The following is a 16,863-nucleotide window of genomic DNA, read 5'->3' as shown; positions in this document are numbered from 1 at the left end:
TCGCCGGAAGCGGGAGCGAGGGCGTTCAGTCGGGCGTCTCGGATGACGACAGGGCGTGGAGCAGTCGGGTGAGCTCGCGGATGTCGTCGACGTGCCACGACTCGAGCGCGGTCAGCAGCGAGTTCTCGCGCGGCGCGCGGACGGCGTCGAGCCGGCGGATGCCGTCGGGGGTGGCCGAGAGCAGGCTCGAGCGGCCGTCAGCGGGGTCGGGCGTGCGCTGCACGAGCTGGAGCTCCTCGAGCTCGCGGACCGTGCGGCTGATCTGGCCCTTGTCGGAGTGGAGCGTCTCGGCGAGGGCGGAGAGCGTGATCTCGCCACGGCGCGCGATCGTCGTGAACACCTTGTACGCGCCCGGGAGCATTCCCGGGCTCAGCCGGTCGGCGTTCTCGGCGAACAGCCGCCGGACGTGCGTGAACAGCTCACCGAACTCGAGCTCGAGCGCTCGGACGGCCGCGGTGCGCTCGTCGTCGAAGACCGATCCCCACGGGCCGGAAGTCCCGGGGGTGGTGCACCCCCGGGACTCGGCGGACTCTCGCGCGGTCATCCCGATCACCCTATCGAGCCGAGCGGCGCGTCTCCGCGTCGACCGGGGCGTCGGAGTCGGCGGCATCCGTGTGGACGGCGCCGGTCGCGGTGAGGGCGTTCATGCCTTCCGGAACCGACACGGTGGCCAGGTCGGCCTCGCCGGCCTGCAGACGCTCGGTGGTGGTCATCGTCGTCAGCGGCTTGTTCGGCAGGAACACGATCGCGATCAGGCTCAGGACCGCGAACGGCACGGCGATGAGGAACGAGTGCGAGATGCCGGTGGCGTAGATGTCCTCGAAGACGATCCGCAGCGCCTCGGGCATCGCCGAGACCTGGGGGAGCGTGCCCGACTGCAGCTGCGCGGCCCAGGTCTGGGCCTGGTCGCCGAGCGACATCAGCGCGGCCTGGATGTCGTCCTTCCGATCGCTGACGAGCGTGGTGACCTGCGAGGCGAGCGCCGCCCCCATGACGGAGACGCCAATCGTGCCGCCGAGGCTCCGGAAGAACGTCACGCCCGAGCTCGCGACGCCGATCTCGGTGGGGCGAGAGGTGTTCTGCACGACGAGCACGAGGTTCTGCATCGTCATGCCGATGCCCGCGCCCAGCATCGCCATGTAGATCGAGACGAGCGTGAAGTCGGTGTCGTAGTGAATCGTGGAGAGCAGGCTCGCTCCGCCGATCAGCAGCAGTGCGCCGACGATGAGGAACGGCTTCCAGCGGCCGGTCCGCGTGATCAGCGCGCCCACGCCGATCGACGCGACGAGCAGTCCGCCGATCATCGGGATGGTCATGAGGCCGGCCTCGGTGGGGGTGGCTCCACGGGCGAGCTGCATGTACTGGCTGAGGAACACCGAGGCGCCGAACATGGCGATGCCCGTCGCGATCGAGGCGATCACCGAGAGGGTGAAGGTCAGGTTGCGGAAGAGCGTGAGGGGCACGAGCGGCTCGCGCACCTTGAGCTCGGTGATCACGAAGAGCACCGCGCCGATGACGGCGCCACCGACCATCAGGAGGGTCTCGACGCTCATCCACTCGAACGAGTCGCCCGCGAGCGTCACCCAGATCAGCAGCAGGGAGACGGATGCCGACAGCAGCACGATGCCGAGGTAGTCGATGCGCGTCTCCTTGCGCGGGTGCGCGGGGATGTGGAGCGTGCGCTGCACGATCAGCAGGGCGGCGACGGCGACGGGGAGGGCGACGAAGAAGTTCCAGCGCCAGCCCCAGGCATCGGTGATGACGCCGCCGAGCAGCGGACCGCCGATCGTGGCGACGGCCATGACGGCGCCGAACAGGCCCATGTAGCGGCCGCGCTCGCGCGGGCTGATGATGTCGGCCATCAGCACCTGGCTGAGGGCGGCGAGGCCACCGGCGCCGATGCCCTGCACCGCGCGGAACGCGATCAGCATCTCGGGGGACTGCGAGAAGCCGGCAGCCGCGGTCGCCAGCACGAAGATGACGATCGCGAGCTGGTACAGCACCTTGCGGTTGGTGAGGTCGGCGAGCTTTCCCCAGATCGGGGTCGAGATCGCGGTCGTCAGCAGAGTCGCCGTGACGACCCACGTGAAGGCGGCCTGGGTGCCCTCGAGATCGTGGATGATGACCGGCAGCGAGGTCGAGACGACGGTCGAGGCGAGCATCGACACGAACATGCCGAGCAGAAGGCCCGAAAGGGCCTCGAGCACGCCGCGGCGCGACATGTTCTTCCCCTCGGGTTGAGTGGATGCGGAAGCGGACATGAGTCCTCCTGGGATTCGGACGGACGCGGCTGCGTTGGCGCGGATCGTCGGCGGACGGTACTTCGGTAGCCGCGGGGCGGCGTAACTGGTTGACGAAAGTCAACCGTTGAGATCGGTCAACTATATGTTCAATCGTTGAGTTACGTCAACTATTCCCGCGCGCGCTTCGCTGCGACAAGGATGGGGACGTGTTCAGTGTGGAGGCGCTTCCCGATACCCGCATCGAGGTGGCCGTGCGGGCCGATTGGCAGCGGCTCATCGAAGCCGACCTGCCCAGCGCGGGGCGGCATCCCTCGGAATCGAACCGCCCCCACGTGACTCTCGCGGTGCGCGACGACCTGTCGACGGATGCTGGGCGCGAACTGGCGCGTCTCGGTGACGCCCTGCCGGTGGAGTGCCGGCTCGGTGGCGCGGTGGTGTTCGCTGCGGGGGAGAGGTTCGTCCTGGCCCGGCCCCTCGTCATGACGGCCGCGCTGCTGAGGTTTCACGCCCGCATCGTCGACCTCATCGGACCGCCGCCGGTGCGCTACGCCGTCACCGCGGCAGACCGATGGACACCGCACATCACCCTGGCGCGCCGGATGACGGCGGAGCAGATCGGACGCGCGCTCGGCATCGTCGGGGCGCCGACCCTTGAGGGTGAACTGACCGGACTGCGCCTCTGGGATGCCGAGGCCAAGGTGGTCACGCCGCTGGCGTGATCGCCCCGCCCGTGACGAGAGGCCGGTCAGTCGCTGAGGGCGAGGGCTCGAAAGGGTTCGCGCGGGCGCGATGCGACGATCCGCGGCGCTTCCGCCGCGCGCCGCTGCATCGTGCGGCGGTACAGCTCGTCGATGAGATCGGTCGCGAGATTCACGAGTGATCGGATCTCGCGCTCGTCGCGGTCGACCCACGCGCAGCGCGGCTCGTCGTCGATGGGGACGAAGTCGTCGTGCTGCTCCCACACCACGAGGGTGCGCTCGGCGCCGAGGACGTGTTGCTGCCACCACACCTGACGCAGATAGGTGCGGGGGATCGAGCGCCAGCTCTTATTCGTGGTCTTGATCTCGGCGAGGGTGACACGGCCGTCGGCATCCACCATCACGCCGTCGGGCGTGGCGAGGTGTCGCTTCTCGACCACGGCGTGGAAGAGCGCGGACGATGGCTGGATGCCGTGCGTCGCAGCGACCCAGGCGGCGATCTCCGGCTCGCGGCGGCGACCGTGGTCGGTGTACGCGTTGCCGGAGAACCCCGAGCCCATGAGCTTGGCGTCGGCGGCGCGCGCAATCGCCTTCGGGCTCGTCAGCGCCGCGACGTCCGTCGCCGTGATGCCCCGCGAGCGAGCCCGGATCCACGCCACGCGGTCGCGCGAGTCCGCGACGATGCGAGCAGCGAGTTCGGGTGACACGCATTAGACCCTAACCCCGCCCGCCCTCCCTCCCCGCCCTTGCCCCTCGGCGTGCCCCCGCCCCACCCCACCTCACGCGTAGGCGTCGAGTGCACGGCATCCCATCGATTGCACGGCATCGGTGCGTAGATGTCGCGGTCATTCGGCGGCAAGCCGTGCGCTCAACGGGGAGGGTGGATGTTGAATGCCCTGAGGTGGGCGGCGAGGGTTGACGGGGAGGTGACGTGACGAGGTTCCCAGCGCACGAGGCGGCGCCCGGTCGTACCCCGGATCCAGTCTTCGCGGCGCTTCTCGTCGAGGACCGTCCTCTCTGCCGAGCGGGCTGAGCGGAGCTCCGGGTCGAGGTACTTGCCGACGCCGTCGCATTCGCCCCAGGCATCGGCGTCGTCGAGGCCGAAGTCGACGCGGTACCAGCCCGCACCGCGCGGGCCAGCGATCGGCACCTGTAGCCGAACCGACCGGAAGCCGAGTTGGTGCAACCGGAACCGGCTCACGCTTTCCAGGGTCGACTCGGCCCGGCCGTCGGCGAAGCCCACCACCCATCGAGCCCTCCTGATCCCTCGCGCCGCGCCCGCCTCGGCGATCCGAGCGGACATCGCCATCCGCCAGTCGTCGGGGGAGCGGCCCGTGCGGTCGCACCAGATCCGTTCCGCGCGGTCGGCCATGACGAGCGCCGCCTCGGGAGTCATGGTGCGCGTGACGTCGAAGACCGTCCGCGCCAGGGAGGTGCAGCGGATGCCGTTCACCTCGACGACGTCATGCGCATCGAGAGGCGCGCAGTGGCGGAATGCATCGGGGCCGCTGGAGACCCGGGCGCCCGGGGCCGTCGTGAGGTGGACGCGGGTCGGCCGGAGGCGATAGAGATCGAGGCCGTGCAGGACCCCGGCGGACTCGTGCGAGACGACCGCGTGCCCCCGGACCTCGTGCGCGACCGCCATCACATGGAGCAGATGCGCGTCCTCGGCGTAGAGCTCATCGAACGCGGCGCGGTCGACGTACCAGCCGCGTCGCACGTGCACCCGGATGCCGTCCCGCACCGAGCGGTCGATCGAGCGTTCGCTCTCACCCGCCACGAGCAGGTCGCGTCGGCGGTGGAGCAATGCCCGCACCTCATCCGGTCCTCGTCGTCTGCGCATCCCGCCCATGCTCACCCCCACCCCCGCACCCCACCCCATCCCCCCACCCATGTGGGGACACCCCCACCCCACCCCCACATGTGCAGAACTCGCGGCCGGCGCCGAGCGAACGAGCTCGCGCCGAGTGCACGGGCACGCTGCGTAGCGGTGCCGTGCAGTGGGCGGGATGCCGTGCGCTCGGCGCGGGGGTGGGGGGATTTGGGGGATGGGGGGTGTGGGGGTATGGTGGGGGTAAGCCAAAGACCGCTGGTCATCGGTGTGCGCGTGAGCGCACTCGTGATCGAAGCTCTGCACTGCAGGGGCCCGCGCAGGTGACACTGAACTTCTCCTTCGGGAACCGAGCTCCGTGCCTCTGCGCCGGAGCTTTTGTCATGTCCGGGGCTGGTCGAGGCCGGCGCTCCGCCACCGCGGGGCGTCAGGCACACATCAAGGAGTGACCATGGTGCAGAAGGACGCATCGGTCGCCGAGCTCACGAAGTCATTCGAGGACTCGACTGCCGTTCTGCTGACCGAGTACCGCGGTCTGACGGTGGCCCAGCTCAAGCAGCTGCGCAACAGCATCCGTCAGGACGCGAACTACGCCGTGGTGAAGAACACGCTGACCAAGATCGCCGCGAACAACGCGGGGATCACGGCGCTCGACGAGGACCTCAAGGGTCCCTCGGCCGTGGCGTTCGTGCACGGCGACTTCGTCGCCACCGCCAAGGCTCTGCGTGACTTCGCCAAGGCCAACCCGCTCCTCGTCATCAAGGGCGGCATCTTCGAGGGCAACGCCCTCACCGCCGACGAGGTCAACAAGTACGCCTCGCTCGAGAGCCGCGAGGTTCTGCTGGCCAAGGCCGCGGGCATGATGAAGGCGACGATGGGCAAGGCTGCCGCCACCATCGACGCGCTTCGCGAAAAGCTGGAGACCGCCGACGCCGCGTGAGCGACAGGCGAGCTCTTACACCAACCCCATCTATCTAGGAGATACATCATGGCGAAGCTTTCCACCGAGGAGCTGCTCGAGCAGTTCGCCGGCCTGACCCTCGTCGAGCTCAGCGAGTTCGTGAAGGCGTTCGAGGAGAAGTTCGACGTCACCGCTGCTGCCCCCGTCGCCGTTGCCGGCGCCGCTGGTGGCGCTGGTGCCGCTGAGGCCGAGGAGGAGAAGGACTCGTTCGACGTCATCCTCGAGGCTGCCGGCGACAAGAAGATCCAGGTCATCAAGACGGTCCGCGAGCTCACCTCGCTGGGCCTCGGCGAGGCCAAGGCTGTCGTCGACGGTGCTCCCAAGGCCGTCCTCGAGGGCGCGAACAAGGAGACCGCCGAGAAGGCGAAGGCCGCTCTCGAAGAGGCCGGCGCGACGGTCACCCTCAAGTAATTCCCCGCTCTCACTCGAGAGCAGCACGACGGCCCCGGATGCTGCATCCGGGGCCGTCGTCGTCTGCGCCGGACTCAGTCGCGGCGGGAGAGGGTCGAGTCGCGGACGGCGACGGAGCTGTGTCCGGGTGCTCCCGCCGTCGTCCCCCGGACCACCATGCGCGGCTTGATCCGCATCGTCACGGTGTCGGCGTCGGGGTCCTCGATGTGGCGCAGAAGCAGTTCGACGGCGGCCCGGCCCTGCTCGTGGGGGACCTGTCGCAACGTCGTCAGGGCGAACATCTCGGCATTGACGTGATCGTCGATGCCGACGACGCTCAGCGACGACGGGACGAGGATGCCGAGGCGGCGGGCGGCGATGATCGCTCCGATCGCGACGTCGTCACAGGCCGCAACGATGCCCGTGGGTCGGGCGGCGGGGTCGCTCAGCAGGTCGACCGCGGCAGCGTACCCGGCTGGCATCGAGAGCTCGGCCGGCACCCGCGAGATCTCGTCGGCGAGACCGGCGCGACGCATCTCCGACTCGTAGCCGGCGTATCGCTCGGACTCGACGTGAGGCCAGTGCGTGGAGTCGGTGCCACCGAGGAACGCGATGCGGCGATGCCCCAGCTCGACGAGGTGCGCGGTCGCGAGAGCGGTGGCGTGCGCGTCGTCGAGCGTGACGAGGCTGGTGTCGCCCTCGGTGCCGATGACGCTGACGACTGGCTTTCCCAGCGCCAGCAGTGCGTCCAGCTCGCTCTCGGCAGGTTCGAGGCCCACCGCGATGACACCGTCGAAGCGCCGACGGGCCAGGAAGTCCTCGAACACCCGGCGCCGCGTCTCCGTCCCCGGGCGAGCGTCGTACAGGGTCAGGTCGAGGCCGTGCTCCAGGAGAGCCGCCTGAATGCCCTCGAGAACCTCTCCGAAGAACCATCGGCTGACGTGGGGCATGACGACGCCGACGGTCTGCGTGCGACCGGTCGCGAGGCTCATCGCCGACGAGTGCGCGACATACGACAGCTCCTGTGCTGCGGCAGCGACGCGCCTGCGGGTCTCGTCGGACACGTACCCGCGTCCGGTGAGGGCGCGGCTCGCCGTCGCTTTCGACACCCCTGCACGGGTGGCCACGTCGGCGATGGTGCTCATGGGACCTCCTCGTCCGTTCGGGGAGACCTGCCGGGGGACTCCCACCAGAGCGTAGCGGTTTCGACCGCGACCGGGAACCGGTTCCAGGCGCCTCGAGTGTGAGCGCTCCCACGGCCTCGCTTATTACCACATGGGATGGTTGTCAATCCGTGATATTCCGCTGGTTGTGCCGGACTCGGCGGGACAGTAGGTTGTCCTGGAATCGGTTCCCCAATGGATGCGGACAAGGCTCCTCTGGGTGAACGATGATCCCGATAGAGGAGAAGTACATGGCATTGTCACAGCGATACCGTCTTCTTGCCCCCGTCGCCCTCGTGGGCGCGGCAGCACTGGTGCTGGCTGGGTGCGCCGAAGGTGGCGGCGAAGGCGGCGGCGACGCGAAGACGACCGTCCGCATCTCGGGCGGCATCACCGGTGGTGAGGCTGACGCACTCAACGAGTCGTTCGCGCAGTTCACCGAGGACACCGGTATCAAGGTGGAGTACACCGGCGACAAGTCGTTCGAGGGCAACATCGTCACCAAGGTGACCGGTGGCGACGCCCCCGACATCGCGATCGTCCCGCAGCCCGGCCTGCTGAAGACGCTCGTCGAGACCGGCAAGGTGCTGCCCGCGACTGAGGCGGTCGAGAGCGCGGTCGACGAGAACTGGTCGCCCGACTGGAAGCAGTACGGCACGTTCGACGACACCTTCTACGCGGCACCCATGCTCGCGAACCTGAAGGGTTACGTCTGGTACTCGCCGAAGCAGTTCGCCGAGTGGGGCGTCGAGATTCCCAAGACGTGGGACGAGATGATCGCTCTCACCGACAAGATCGTGCAGACGACCGGCGGTCCCGCGTGGTGCGCCGGCTTCGCCTCCGACGCCGCCTCGGGCTGGCCGGGCACCGACTGGGTGGAGGACCTCGTCCTGCGCCAGGCCGGCCCCGACGTGTACGACCAGTGGGTGGCCGGTGACGTGAAGTTCACCGACCCGCAGATCAAGTCCGCGTTCGACGCGGTGGGCGAGATCCTGCTCAACCCCGAGTACGTCAACGCGGGCTACGGCGACGTCAAGAGCATCAACTCGACCGCGTTCGGCGACGTGGCCGCGGCTGTCGCCAGCGGTGACTGCGCCCTCACGCACCAGGCCTCGTTCCTGTCGGCGAACTTCCTCGACGTGCAGACCGCCGACGGCGCGACCCCCGAGGTCGCTCCCGACGGTGACGTCTACGCGTTCCTGACGCCGGGGTACACCGAAGGCGAGCTCCAGGTCGAGGGCGGCGGCGAGTTCGTCGCCGCGTTCTCGGACGACGAGTCGACGCAGAAGGTTCTCGAGTTCATGGCCTCGCCCGAGTTCGCTGACGCGCGCGTCAAGCTCGGCGGCGTGATCTCGGCGAACAAGAACGCCGACCCCTCGCTCGCCTCGAGCGAGTTCCTCCAGGAAGCCATGACGACGCTGCAGGACGAGACCACGGTCTTCCGTTTCGACGCATCCGACCTGATGCCGTCCACGGTGGGCTCGGGCTCGTTCTGGAAGGGCATGGTCGACTGGATCGACGGTAAGGACACCGAGACGGTCCTGTCCGACATCCAGGCCGGTTACGAGAACTGATCGTCGCCTGACGATCGGCTGAGCCGAGCGGGGTCGGGCTGCACAAGCCCGGCCCCGCTCCTCCCGTCCGTACCGCCCGGGTACGCCGCTGTACTCAGAAGGGGATCCACATGTCGCAGACGACCGTCGACAGACCCGTCGACACCGAACCTCCCACCACCACGCACGCCACCGATCCGAAGGGGCGGTCGATCACTCGGATCATCGTCGCCGCCGGATTCGCCCTGATCGTCGCCATCCTCCTGCTGCTGATCTTCACCGGATCGAGCGAGGAATCGTCGCGCATCACGATCGGGTTCTCGCTCAACAGCTTCTTCCTCTGGTTGGGCGCGATGAACCCGCTCATCCAGATCCCCGTCATCCTGGCCGTGTTCGGGCTCGTCGTGGGCATCATCCTGGTGCTCATCGAGTACGCGCCCCGCCCGGGTCGCGGCTACTTCATCATGCGGCTCGTCGCGTGCCTGGTCATCCCGGTGCTCGCCTTCCTGCTGCTGCGGCCCTACGCCAACGCCGTCCTCTACGTCGTCGCGATCGCGCTGCTCGTCGGTGCGCTGCTCTTCTTCGCGGACTTCCGGTCGCGTCAGGGCGCGGGCTATCTGTTCCAGCTCATCCTCTTCATGGCCCCGGCCAGCATCATGCTGGCGCTCGGACTGATCTACCCCGCGATCGCCACGATCTTCAAGTCGTTCTACGACAAGTCGGGCGAGCAGTTCGTGGGCCTGGAGAACTACTTCTGGGTGTTCACGAACCCGACGGGCACGGCCTCGGTCGTCAACACGATCCTGTGGGCGCTCCTCGCTCCCACGATCTCCGTCGCCATCGGCCTGGCGTACGCGGTGTTCATCGATCGTGCCCGCGGCGAGAAGGTCCTGAAGGTCCTGGTGTTCATGCCCGTCGCGATCTCGTTCGTCGGCGCCGGCATCATCTGGAAGTTCATGTACGACGCCCGCCAGGGGGAGCAGGTCGGCCTGCTCAACGCGATCGTCACGGCATTCGGCGGCGATCCGATCCAGTGGCTCGCCATCAAGCCGGTCATCAACACCCTCATGCTCCTGGTGGTCTTCATCTGGACCCAGACCGGATTCGCCATGGTGATTCTGTCGGCCGCGATCAAGGCGGTGCCGACCGAGCAGCTCGAGGCGGCGCAGCTGGACGGGACCAATGCCTGGCAGCGGTTCCGCAACGTCACGGTGCCCGGCATCCGGTCGTCGCTCATCGTGGTCCTCACGACCATCACGATCGCGTCGCTCAAGGTGTACGACATCGTGGCGGTCATGACCGGCGGTCGCGATGAGACGACCGTGCTCGGCTTCGAGATGGTCAACCAGCAGCAGCGATTCCAGAGCTACGGGCACTCGTCCGCGCTCGCTGTCGTGCTGTTCCTGTTCGTCCTGCCGCTGATCATCTACAACGCCCGATCGATGGCCAAGCAGAGGGAGATCCGCTGATGACCGTTGCAGCCCCGGCCGCGCCCGTCGACACCCGCACCAAGCGCCAAGTGGCGCGCGACACCCGCCGCAACGAGGCGATCGCCCACAAGAAGCTGACGTCGAAGGGCGCGACCATCGCGGCCGTCATCATCGCCGTCTTCTGGACGATCCCGACGTTCGGCCTGTTCGTGACGTCGTTCCGACCCGGTGCCGACACCCAGTCCACCGGCTGGTGGACCGTCTTCACCAATCCCGAGTTCACCCTCGACAACTACGCCGAGGCGCTGACGTCGGGAGGGACGTCCACGACGCTCGCGTCGGCGTTCATCAACTCGCTCGCGATCACCATCCCCGCGACGGTGTTCCCCATCGTGATGGCAGCCCTCGCCGCCTACGCGTTCGCCTGGATCGACTTCAAGGGCCGCAGTGCGCTGTTCGTGTTCGTCTTCGCACTGCAGATCGTGCCCCTGCAGATGGCCCTGGTTCCGCTGCTCAGCCTCTTCTCGGAGGGCCTGACGATCAACGACGTGCCCATCTTCCCCGGCTTCGGCCTGAACGAGGTGCAGTACAGCTTCGCCCGCGTCTGGATCGCCCACGCGATCTTCGCCCTGCCGCTGGCGACTTTCATGCTGCACAACTTCATCGCCGAGATCCCGGGCGAGATCATCGAGGCGGCGCGGGTCGACGGCGCCGGCCACGGGCAGGTCTTCTTCCGCATCATCGTCCCGCTGGCAGCCCCGGCCATCGCATCGTTCGCGATCTTCCAGTTCCTGTGGGTGTGGAACGACCTGCTGGTCGCGACGATCTTCGCGTCGCCGGGCGCGCTGCCGATCACGCAGGCGCTCAACTCGCTGTCGGGCACGTGGGGCAACCGCTGGTTCCTGCAGTCGGCGGGAACCTTCATCTCGATCATCGTGCCGCTGATCGTGTTCTTCGCCCTGCAGCGCTTCTTCGTGCGCGGCCTGCTGGCAGGTGCGACGAAGGGCTGATCGGCAGGATCGGATGCCGCTGGGGTGCGGGGGCTGTCAGCCCTCGCACCCCAGTCTTTGCTGGATCGAGCGCATCAGGTCGATCTCGGCGCTCTGCGTCTCGATGACGCCGCCGGCGACCTGGACGGCCCGCGGGTCGCTGCCGAGGTCGACGAGAGCCTGCGCCATGGGGATCGCGCCCTCGTGGTGCCGGATCATGAGGCCGAGGAACGTGCAGTCGGCGGCGACCCCGGTCTCGGCATCCAGCTGCGCCAGCTGAGCGGGCGTGGCCATGCCCATCTCGGCGCGGAGCTCTTCGTCGCTCGGCTGCTGCGCCTGAGTCCCGTGGTTGTGAGCTGGGTGCCCGACCATCCACTGCATGAGGGGCGCGGTGGATGCCTGCGGCAGCCCCCACTGGACGAGCCAGTCGTAGAACTCGCCGCGCTGGCCCGCCTGCGCGGTGGCGATGTCGAACGCAAGCGTGCGGATGCCCTCATCCTCGGTCTTGCGATAGATCGTCATCGCCATCTCGATCGCCTGCGTGTGGTGCACCTGCATGTCACGGGCGAACCCGGCCTCGGGGGAGGAGCCGCCGGGAACCGACGGGGAGGTGCCGAAGGCGGAGAATCGTCCTACCGCAAATGCCGAGCCCGCGACCGCGAGGACGATGAGGAGCACCGCCCACCAGCGCAGGCCGGTGGATGACGGGACGGGGATCTGCGCGCCCGTCTCCGCCGTGACGTCGTCCGTCACGCCTTGCCGGGGCCGTCGATCGCGCCCGAGCAGATCGCGTTCGGCTCGGGGACGTTCTGGCTGCGCCAGTACTCGGTGAAGAAGTCGCGGATGCGCTCGTCGTCGGCCGAGTCGACCTTCAGCTGCGCGTTCCAGGCGCTCACGGCGATGGGGGTGTCCATGTCGGGGTACGGCGTCAGCAGCGCGTACGTGCTCGGCATGTAGCCCTCGAGGGTCTCGATGTCGGCATCCGATACCTGGGCCGGGTCGTACGTGATCCAGACGGCGCCGTGCTCCATCGAGTGGACCGCGTTCTCGTTCGCCTGCGGCTCGGTGTAGACGCCGCAGTTGAGCCAATACGGGTTGTGCTCGCCACCGGCCGGCGGGTTCTGCGGGTACTCGACGGTGCCCTCCACGTGCGTCGTGATGTTCTGGAACGTCTCGACCCCGGGGATCTCGCGACCCGTGCTGTTGCCGGCCTCGTACGTGACGGGCCGAGGCGCGAGGATGACCGACGCGGCGATGAGGCCCACCACGGCGACCGCGGCGGTCGAGCCGACGACCCACCACGTCAGCTTGCTGCGACGTCGCTTCGCCAGCTGCTTCTGGTACTCGGCGAGCTTGGCCTGCTTCTGCTGCTCGCGCTGCTGCTTGACGGTGAGGTTGATCTGGGCCTGGGCGGCAGGATTGCCGCTCGTTCGCTTGTCGGCGGACGGAGTCATTGCTGTGACCTCGGTTCGGGGGCAAGGGGAGTGTCGGAGCGCGCGCGGCGCGGAGCCAGCCTATGCGCGTGAATGGTGAATCGGCTGAGAGGCGCGAACGACGCGGAGCGGCGGCGGGTTACGATAGAAGGTCGCTCAAAAACGCTGCTGCCACGAAACGAAGAAGACGTGCCCGAAACTCCTCCCCATCATTCCTCCTCCGCCACCGGGGCGATCCGCACGCTGGGCTCGAACCCGGCTACCGCGCCCATCATGCTGCATCCGGGTGACGCGATCCCGACCTCACGCCGCGTCATCTACATCATCCTGCTCGGCGCGCTGACGGCGCTCGGGCCCTTCACGATCGACCTCTACCTGCCCGCCTTCCCCGCGCTGGAGGCCGACTTCCAGACGACGGCGGCGGCGATTCAGCTGACGCTCACCGGAACGATGGTCGGCTTCGCGCTGGGCCAGCTCATCGTCGGCCCGCTCAGCGACAAGCTGGGGCGCCGGGTCCCGCTGCTGTGCGTGACCGCGCTCCACGTGCTCTCGAGCACGGCCGCCGCCATCGCCCCGACCCTCGAGCTGCTGAGCGCCGCCCGGGTCTTCATGGGGATCGGCGCCGCGGCGGGCGGTGTCGTCGCGATGGCGATCGTGCGCGACCTCTTCGGCGGACGCCGGCTCGTGGTGATGCTCAGCCGACTCGCCCTGGTCTCCGGTGTCGCCCCGGTCGCCGCCCCGCTCGTCGGCTCGGGCCTGCTGACGGTCATGCCCTGGCGCGGCATCTTCGTCGTGCTCGCCGCGTACGGCGCGGTGATGCTGATCGCCTCGCTCTTCCTCGTGCCCGAGACCCTGCCCAAAGCGCGCCGCCGCGACAGCGGTTCCGCCACGGTCTGGCAGCGCTACCGCAGCGTCCTGAGCGATCGCATCTTCATCGGCGTGCTGATCATCGGCGGCATGACCTTCAGCGGACTGTTCTCGTACCTGTCGTCGTCGTCGTTCCTCTTCCAGCAGACCTACGGCTTCGATCCGCAGCAGTACGGCGTCCTGTTCGCCGTCAACTCCCTCGGAGTCGTGCTGGGCGTGCAGACGGCGTCGCGGCTCGCCGCCCGCTTCGGCCCGCAGTGGGTCATGGCGGTCTCGACCGCCGTGCTCGTCATCGCCGGGGCCACCATCATCGTCACCGACCAGCTGGGGCTGGGCCTGTGGGGCACGGTCGTGCCGCTGTTCTTCTTCATCACGGCGTGCGGTTTCACCTTCCCCTGCGTTCAGGTGCTCGCTCTCGACCGTCACGGCCGAGCCGCCGGGACCGCGGCATCCCTGATCGGCGCCGTCAACTTCGGCGTCGCCGGCTTCATCTCGCCGCTCGCGGCGTGGATCTCGGGCGGCTCGGGCATCACCGCGACGACGATGGCCTCGGTGATGGCGGGGTGCGCCGTGGTGGCGGTCCTCTCGCTGTGGCTCGTCGTGCGGCCGCGCAGCGTGCCGCAGCTCTCTCCCTGATCGCTGCTCCCAGCGCAAGGGGCGGGGTCGAATCCGCCGCCGTCGACACAATGGACGGATGAACGACGCTCCGCCGACCGACCCCCGACGACTCTGGCCGCGCCGCGCCGCCATCGGTTTCGTGCTGGTGGTGGCCGGTGCGCTGCTGGGATGGTGGCTGTTCACGCAGCTCGGCCAGCCCTTCGCGATCGACCGGTGGTGGAACGAGACGCTGCCGGCCGACCCGGGCGCGGTCGGCCTGGTGTTCGGGCTCGTGATGAACCGGATCGGCGGCACGTGGGTCGGCGTCTTCGCGATCCCGATCGCGGTCGCCGTGGCTCTGGTCCTGCTGCGACGGCCCTGGGCTGCGGGCTATTTCCTCGTGGCGTCGGCGCTGAGCGCGCTGGTGGTCCAGCTGATCAAGAACCTCGTCGATCGGTCGAGACCCGAAGACATCCTCGTGACGACGGATGCGGGCTCATATCCCTCGGGGCATACGGCAAATGCGGCCACGATCGCGATCGTCGCGATCATCCTCTTCCCGCGCGTCTGGGTCGCGCTCGTCGGAATCGTGTGGACCCTGCTGATGGCGCTCAGCCGTACGGTCGTGCACGCTCACTGGCTCTCCGACACCGTCGGTGGGATGCTGCTGGGCGCCGGCGTCGCCCTGATCGTGGCCGCCATGTTCACCGAGCAGCTCGAACGCGAGCGCCGCGCCGTGCGAGAGCGGCGGGGCTAGGCTCGCCGGCATGAGCGTCTCGCCCGACGACCCGGCCATGCCCTCCGACGACGCGATCGCCGCAGCCGATCTCGCACGACTGCGTGCGGAAGCGGAAGCCGCTGAGGCCGCGCTCGTCGCCGCCCGAGCTCGAGCCGCCCTGGCCGCCGCCGAGGCAGCTGCCGCGCGAGCCGGGTCGGCCCTGGCCGGGGACGCGGCGCCGTCGACTCCGACCGGCGAACCCGAGCCGTCGGCGGCCGGGGAAGCCGAGCCCTCCGGGGCGGCGGTTCCGCTCGACGGATCCGAGGTCGACGACATCCGCCGGGGCTACACGTTCGACGGTCCCGTCCTCGAGCTCGGGGCGCTCCTGAACGGCGAGCCGCAGCGTGATGCGCTCGTGCGGATCCCGCTGGCGATGACGAATCGTCACGGTCTCGTTGCCGGCGCCACTGGCACCGGCAAGACCCGCACGCTGCAGGTTCTCGTGGAGCAGCTCGCCGCCAACGGCGTGCCGGTGTTCGCGGCCGACATCAAGGGCGATCTCTCGGGTCTTGCCTCGGCGGGCGAGCCGAGCGAGAAGCTCCTCTCGCGAACGAGCGCGATCGGGCAGGACTGGTCGCCGCGTTCTTTCGCGACCGAGTTCCTGGCGCTCGGCGGCCGCGGGTCGGGAACGCCGGTGCGCGCGACCGTCTCCGGCTTCGGCCCGCTGCTGCTGAGCCGCGTGCTCGGACTCAACGCGACGCAGGAGTCGAGTCTCGGTCTCGTCTTCCACTACGCCGACGCGAACGGCCTGGCTCTCGTCGACCTCGCCGATCTGCGGGCGGTGCTGACCTACCTCACGAGCGATGACGGCAAAGCCGAGCTCGCGGAGCTCGGCGGACTCTCCAAGGCGACGGCCGGTGTCATCCTCCGAGAACTCATCACCTTCGCCGACGCCGGGGCGGACGTGTTCTTCGGCGAACCGGAGTTCGACGTCCGAGACCTGATGCGGACCACGGACGCAGGCGAGGGCATCGTCACCCTCCTCGAGGTGCCCGGTGTGGCCGACCGCCCGGTGCTCTACTCGACCTTCCTGATGTACCTGCTCGCGGAGCTGTTCGAGGTGCTGCCCGAGGTGGGTGATGTCGACAAGCCGGAGCTCGTGTTCTTCTTCGACGAGGCGCATCTGCTGTTCCGCGACGCGTCGAAGGACTTCCTCGCCGCGGTGGTGCAGACGGTCCGGCTCATCCGGTCGAAGGGTGTGGGCGTCTTCTTCGTCACGCAGACGCCCAAGGACGTGCCGTCCGATGTGCTGGCGCAGCTCGGCTCGCGCGTACAGCATGCGCTTCGTGCCTTCACCCCGGATGACGTCAAGGCGCTGCGCGCGAGTGTGGGCACCTACCCGCGATCGGGCTACGACCTGGAGAGGGTTCTGCAGGAGCTCGGCACCGGCGAGGCCGTCGTCACCGTCATGAACGAGAAAGGTGCGCCCACCCCCGTCGCGTGGACACGGCTCCGTGCGCCGCAGGCGTCGATGTCGCCGGCAGCGGTGGAGGACGTCCAGGCCCGGGTGGCGGCATCCGAGATCCGGCCGCGTTACGCCGAGGCGGTCGATCGGGAGTCGGCGCGCGAGATCCTCACCGCTCGCATGAACGCCGCGCAGGCGGCTCTCGATGCGGCCGAGGCCGAGGCCGCGCGCCGCAAGGCCGAGCAGGACGCCGCGAAGCTGCGGGCGAAGGCCGACGCCGCCTACGCGAAGCAGCTCGCCGCCATCCGGAAGCAGGCCGCGGCCGACGAGGCGAAGGAGCGACGCGACGACGACCGGATGCTGCGCAGCATGACCTCGAACACGCGCTCGCGCCGGAGAACGCCGGCGGAGCAGATCCTCGGCTCGCGCGCGGCCCAGGAGGTGCTGACCGGCGTCATCCGGGGAATCTTCGGCACCGGACGGCGCTGAGCACCGGACGGCGCCGACGGCGCGCCCGGGACGCGG

General features: G+C 68.9%; 16 protein-coding genes. 9 read left to right on the top strand and 7 right to left on the bottom strand.

The genetic code is table 11. The features are described from left to right. Window positions 1-25: 25 nt before the first annotated feature. Both ACLBWJ_RS05140 and ACLBWJ_RS05135 read right to left on the bottom strand, forming a co-directional pair. Window positions 26-544 carry a MarR family winged helix-turn-helix transcriptional regulator gene (locus tag ACLBWJ_RS05140; RefSeq protein WP_354451135.1) on the bottom strand — a complete coding sequence of 173 codons (519 nt, stop codon included), beginning with the start codon at window positions 542-544 and terminating at the stop codon, window positions 26-28. A 10-nt stretch (window positions 545-554) separates the two neighbouring features. Continuing rightward, entirely contained in the window at window positions 555-2,261 is a 1,707-nt protein-coding gene (locus ACLBWJ_RS05135) for an MDR family MFS transporter (RefSeq protein ID WP_240309684.1), read from the bottom strand. 188 nt (window positions 2,262-2,449) lie between these two features. Here ACLBWJ_RS05135 and ACLBWJ_RS05130 point away from each other — a divergent pair, with 188 nt between their 5' ends. Then, window positions 2,450-2,962: a 2'-5' RNA ligase family protein gene (locus tag ACLBWJ_RS05130; RefSeq protein WP_269267439.1), complete on the top strand. Its 513-nt coding sequence runs from the start codon at window positions 2,450-2,452 to the stop codon at window positions 2,960-2,962. A 26-nt stretch (window positions 2,963-2,988) separates the two neighbouring features. On the opposite strand, the gene ACLBWJ_RS05125 is transcribed toward ACLBWJ_RS05130, so the two are convergent. Together ACLBWJ_RS05125 and ACLBWJ_RS05120 are read right to left on the bottom strand one after the other, a co-directional pair. Beyond that, entirely contained in the window at window positions 2,989-3,648 is a 660-nt protein-coding gene (locus ACLBWJ_RS05125) for a YqaJ viral recombinase family protein (protein WP_112616890.1), read from the bottom strand. A 161-nt stretch (window positions 3,649-3,809) separates the two neighbouring features. Beyond that, complete coding sequence (locus ACLBWJ_RS05120) at window positions 3,810-4,784, bottom strand: hypothetical protein (RefSeq protein ID WP_447659842.1); 975 nt, start codon at window positions 4,782-4,784, stop codon at window positions 3,810-3,812. Window positions 4,785-5,223: 439 nt separating this feature from the next. Here ACLBWJ_RS05120 and rplJ point away from each other — a divergent pair, with 439 nt between their 5' ends. After that, complete coding sequence (gene rplJ / locus ACLBWJ_RS05115) at window positions 5,224-5,712, top strand: 50S ribosomal protein L10 (RefSeq protein ID WP_112613525.1); 489 nt, start codon at window positions 5,224-5,226, stop codon at window positions 5,710-5,712. 48 nt (window positions 5,713-5,760) lie between these two features. Continuing rightward, window positions 5,761-6,144, top strand: a complete 384-nt coding sequence (rplL, locus tag ACLBWJ_RS05110) for a 50S ribosomal protein L7/L12 (protein WP_023952029.1) — start codon at window positions 5,761-5,763, stop codon at window positions 6,142-6,144. Between the two features lie 74 nt (window positions 6,145-6,218). On the opposite strand, the gene ACLBWJ_RS05105 is transcribed toward rplL, so the two are convergent. Next, window positions 6,219-7,268: a LacI family DNA-binding transcriptional regulator gene (locus ACLBWJ_RS05105; RefSeq protein ID WP_274177452.1), complete on the bottom strand. Its 1,050-nt coding sequence runs from the start codon at window positions 7,266-7,268 to the stop codon at window positions 6,219-6,221. A 269-nt stretch (window positions 7,269-7,537) separates the two neighbouring features. Between ACLBWJ_RS05105 and ACLBWJ_RS05100 the strand changes: the two genes are divergently transcribed. The 3 genes from ACLBWJ_RS05100 (at window position 7,538) to ACLBWJ_RS05090 (ending at window position 11,279) form a co-directional block, all read left to right on the top strand. Further along, window positions 7,538-8,860 carry an ABC transporter substrate-binding protein gene (locus ACLBWJ_RS05100; protein ID WP_447659841.1) on the top strand — a complete coding sequence of 441 codons (1,323 nt, stop codon included), beginning with the start codon at window positions 7,538-7,540 and terminating at the stop codon, window positions 8,858-8,860. A 110-nt stretch (window positions 8,861-8,970) separates the two neighbouring features. Then, a complete protein-coding gene (locus ACLBWJ_RS05095) occupies window positions 8,971-10,308 on the top strand; it encodes a carbohydrate ABC transporter permease (RefSeq protein WP_112613531.1) in 1,338 nt (445 codons plus the stop codon). Then, the gene (locus ACLBWJ_RS05090) at window positions 10,308-11,279 is read left to right on the top strand and encodes a carbohydrate ABC transporter permease (protein ID WP_112613533.1); all 972 of its coding nucleotides are present in this window, start codon (window positions 10,308-10,310) and stop codon (window positions 11,277-11,279) included. The genes ACLBWJ_RS05095 and ACLBWJ_RS05090 overlap by 1 nt, the downstream gene beginning before the upstream one ends. A gap of 36 nt (window positions 11,280-11,315) precedes the next feature. Here ACLBWJ_RS05090 and ACLBWJ_RS05085 read toward each other — a convergent pair whose 3' ends face one another. Next, on the bottom strand, window positions 11,316-12,011 hold the full coding sequence (locus tag ACLBWJ_RS05085) for a DUF305 domain-containing protein (RefSeq protein WP_337994937.1): 696 nt from the start codon (window positions 12,009-12,011) through the stop codon (window positions 11,316-11,318). Continuing rightward, a complete protein-coding gene (locus ACLBWJ_RS05080) occupies window positions 12,008-12,712 on the bottom strand; it encodes a DUF3105 domain-containing protein (protein WP_112613535.1) in 705 nt (234 codons plus the stop codon). The genes ACLBWJ_RS05085 and ACLBWJ_RS05080 overlap by 4 nt, the downstream gene beginning before the upstream one ends. 252 nt (window positions 12,713-12,964) lie before the next feature. On the opposite strand from ACLBWJ_RS05080, the gene ACLBWJ_RS05075 reads away from it, so the two are divergent. The 3 genes from ACLBWJ_RS05075 to ACLBWJ_RS05065 are packed head-to-tail and all read left to right on the top strand — an operon-like array spanning window position 12,965 to window position 16,827. Further along, window positions 12,965-14,194 carry a multidrug effflux MFS transporter gene (locus ACLBWJ_RS05075; RefSeq protein WP_094262140.1) on the top strand — a complete coding sequence of 410 codons (1,230 nt, stop codon included), beginning with the start codon at window positions 12,965-12,967 and terminating at the stop codon, window positions 14,192-14,194. Between the two features lie 58 nt (window positions 14,195-14,252). Beyond that, on the top strand, window positions 14,253-14,912 hold the full coding sequence (locus tag ACLBWJ_RS05070; protein WP_269267448.1) for a phosphatase PAP2 family protein: 660 nt from the start codon (window positions 14,253-14,255) through the stop codon (window positions 14,910-14,912). 10 nt (window positions 14,913-14,922) lie between these two features. Continuing rightward, window positions 14,923-16,827, top strand: a complete 1,905-nt coding sequence (locus ACLBWJ_RS05065; RefSeq protein WP_447659840.1) for a helicase HerA-like domain-containing protein — start codon at window positions 14,923-14,925, stop codon at window positions 16,825-16,827. Window positions 16,828-16,863: the final 36 nt, after the last annotated feature.

It is taken from the genome of Microbacterium sp. M4A5_1d, assembly GCF_053345465.1.
The sequence above is the reverse complement of the archived record's forward strand: the minus strand, read 5'-3'. Positions and strand labels throughout refer to the sequence as shown.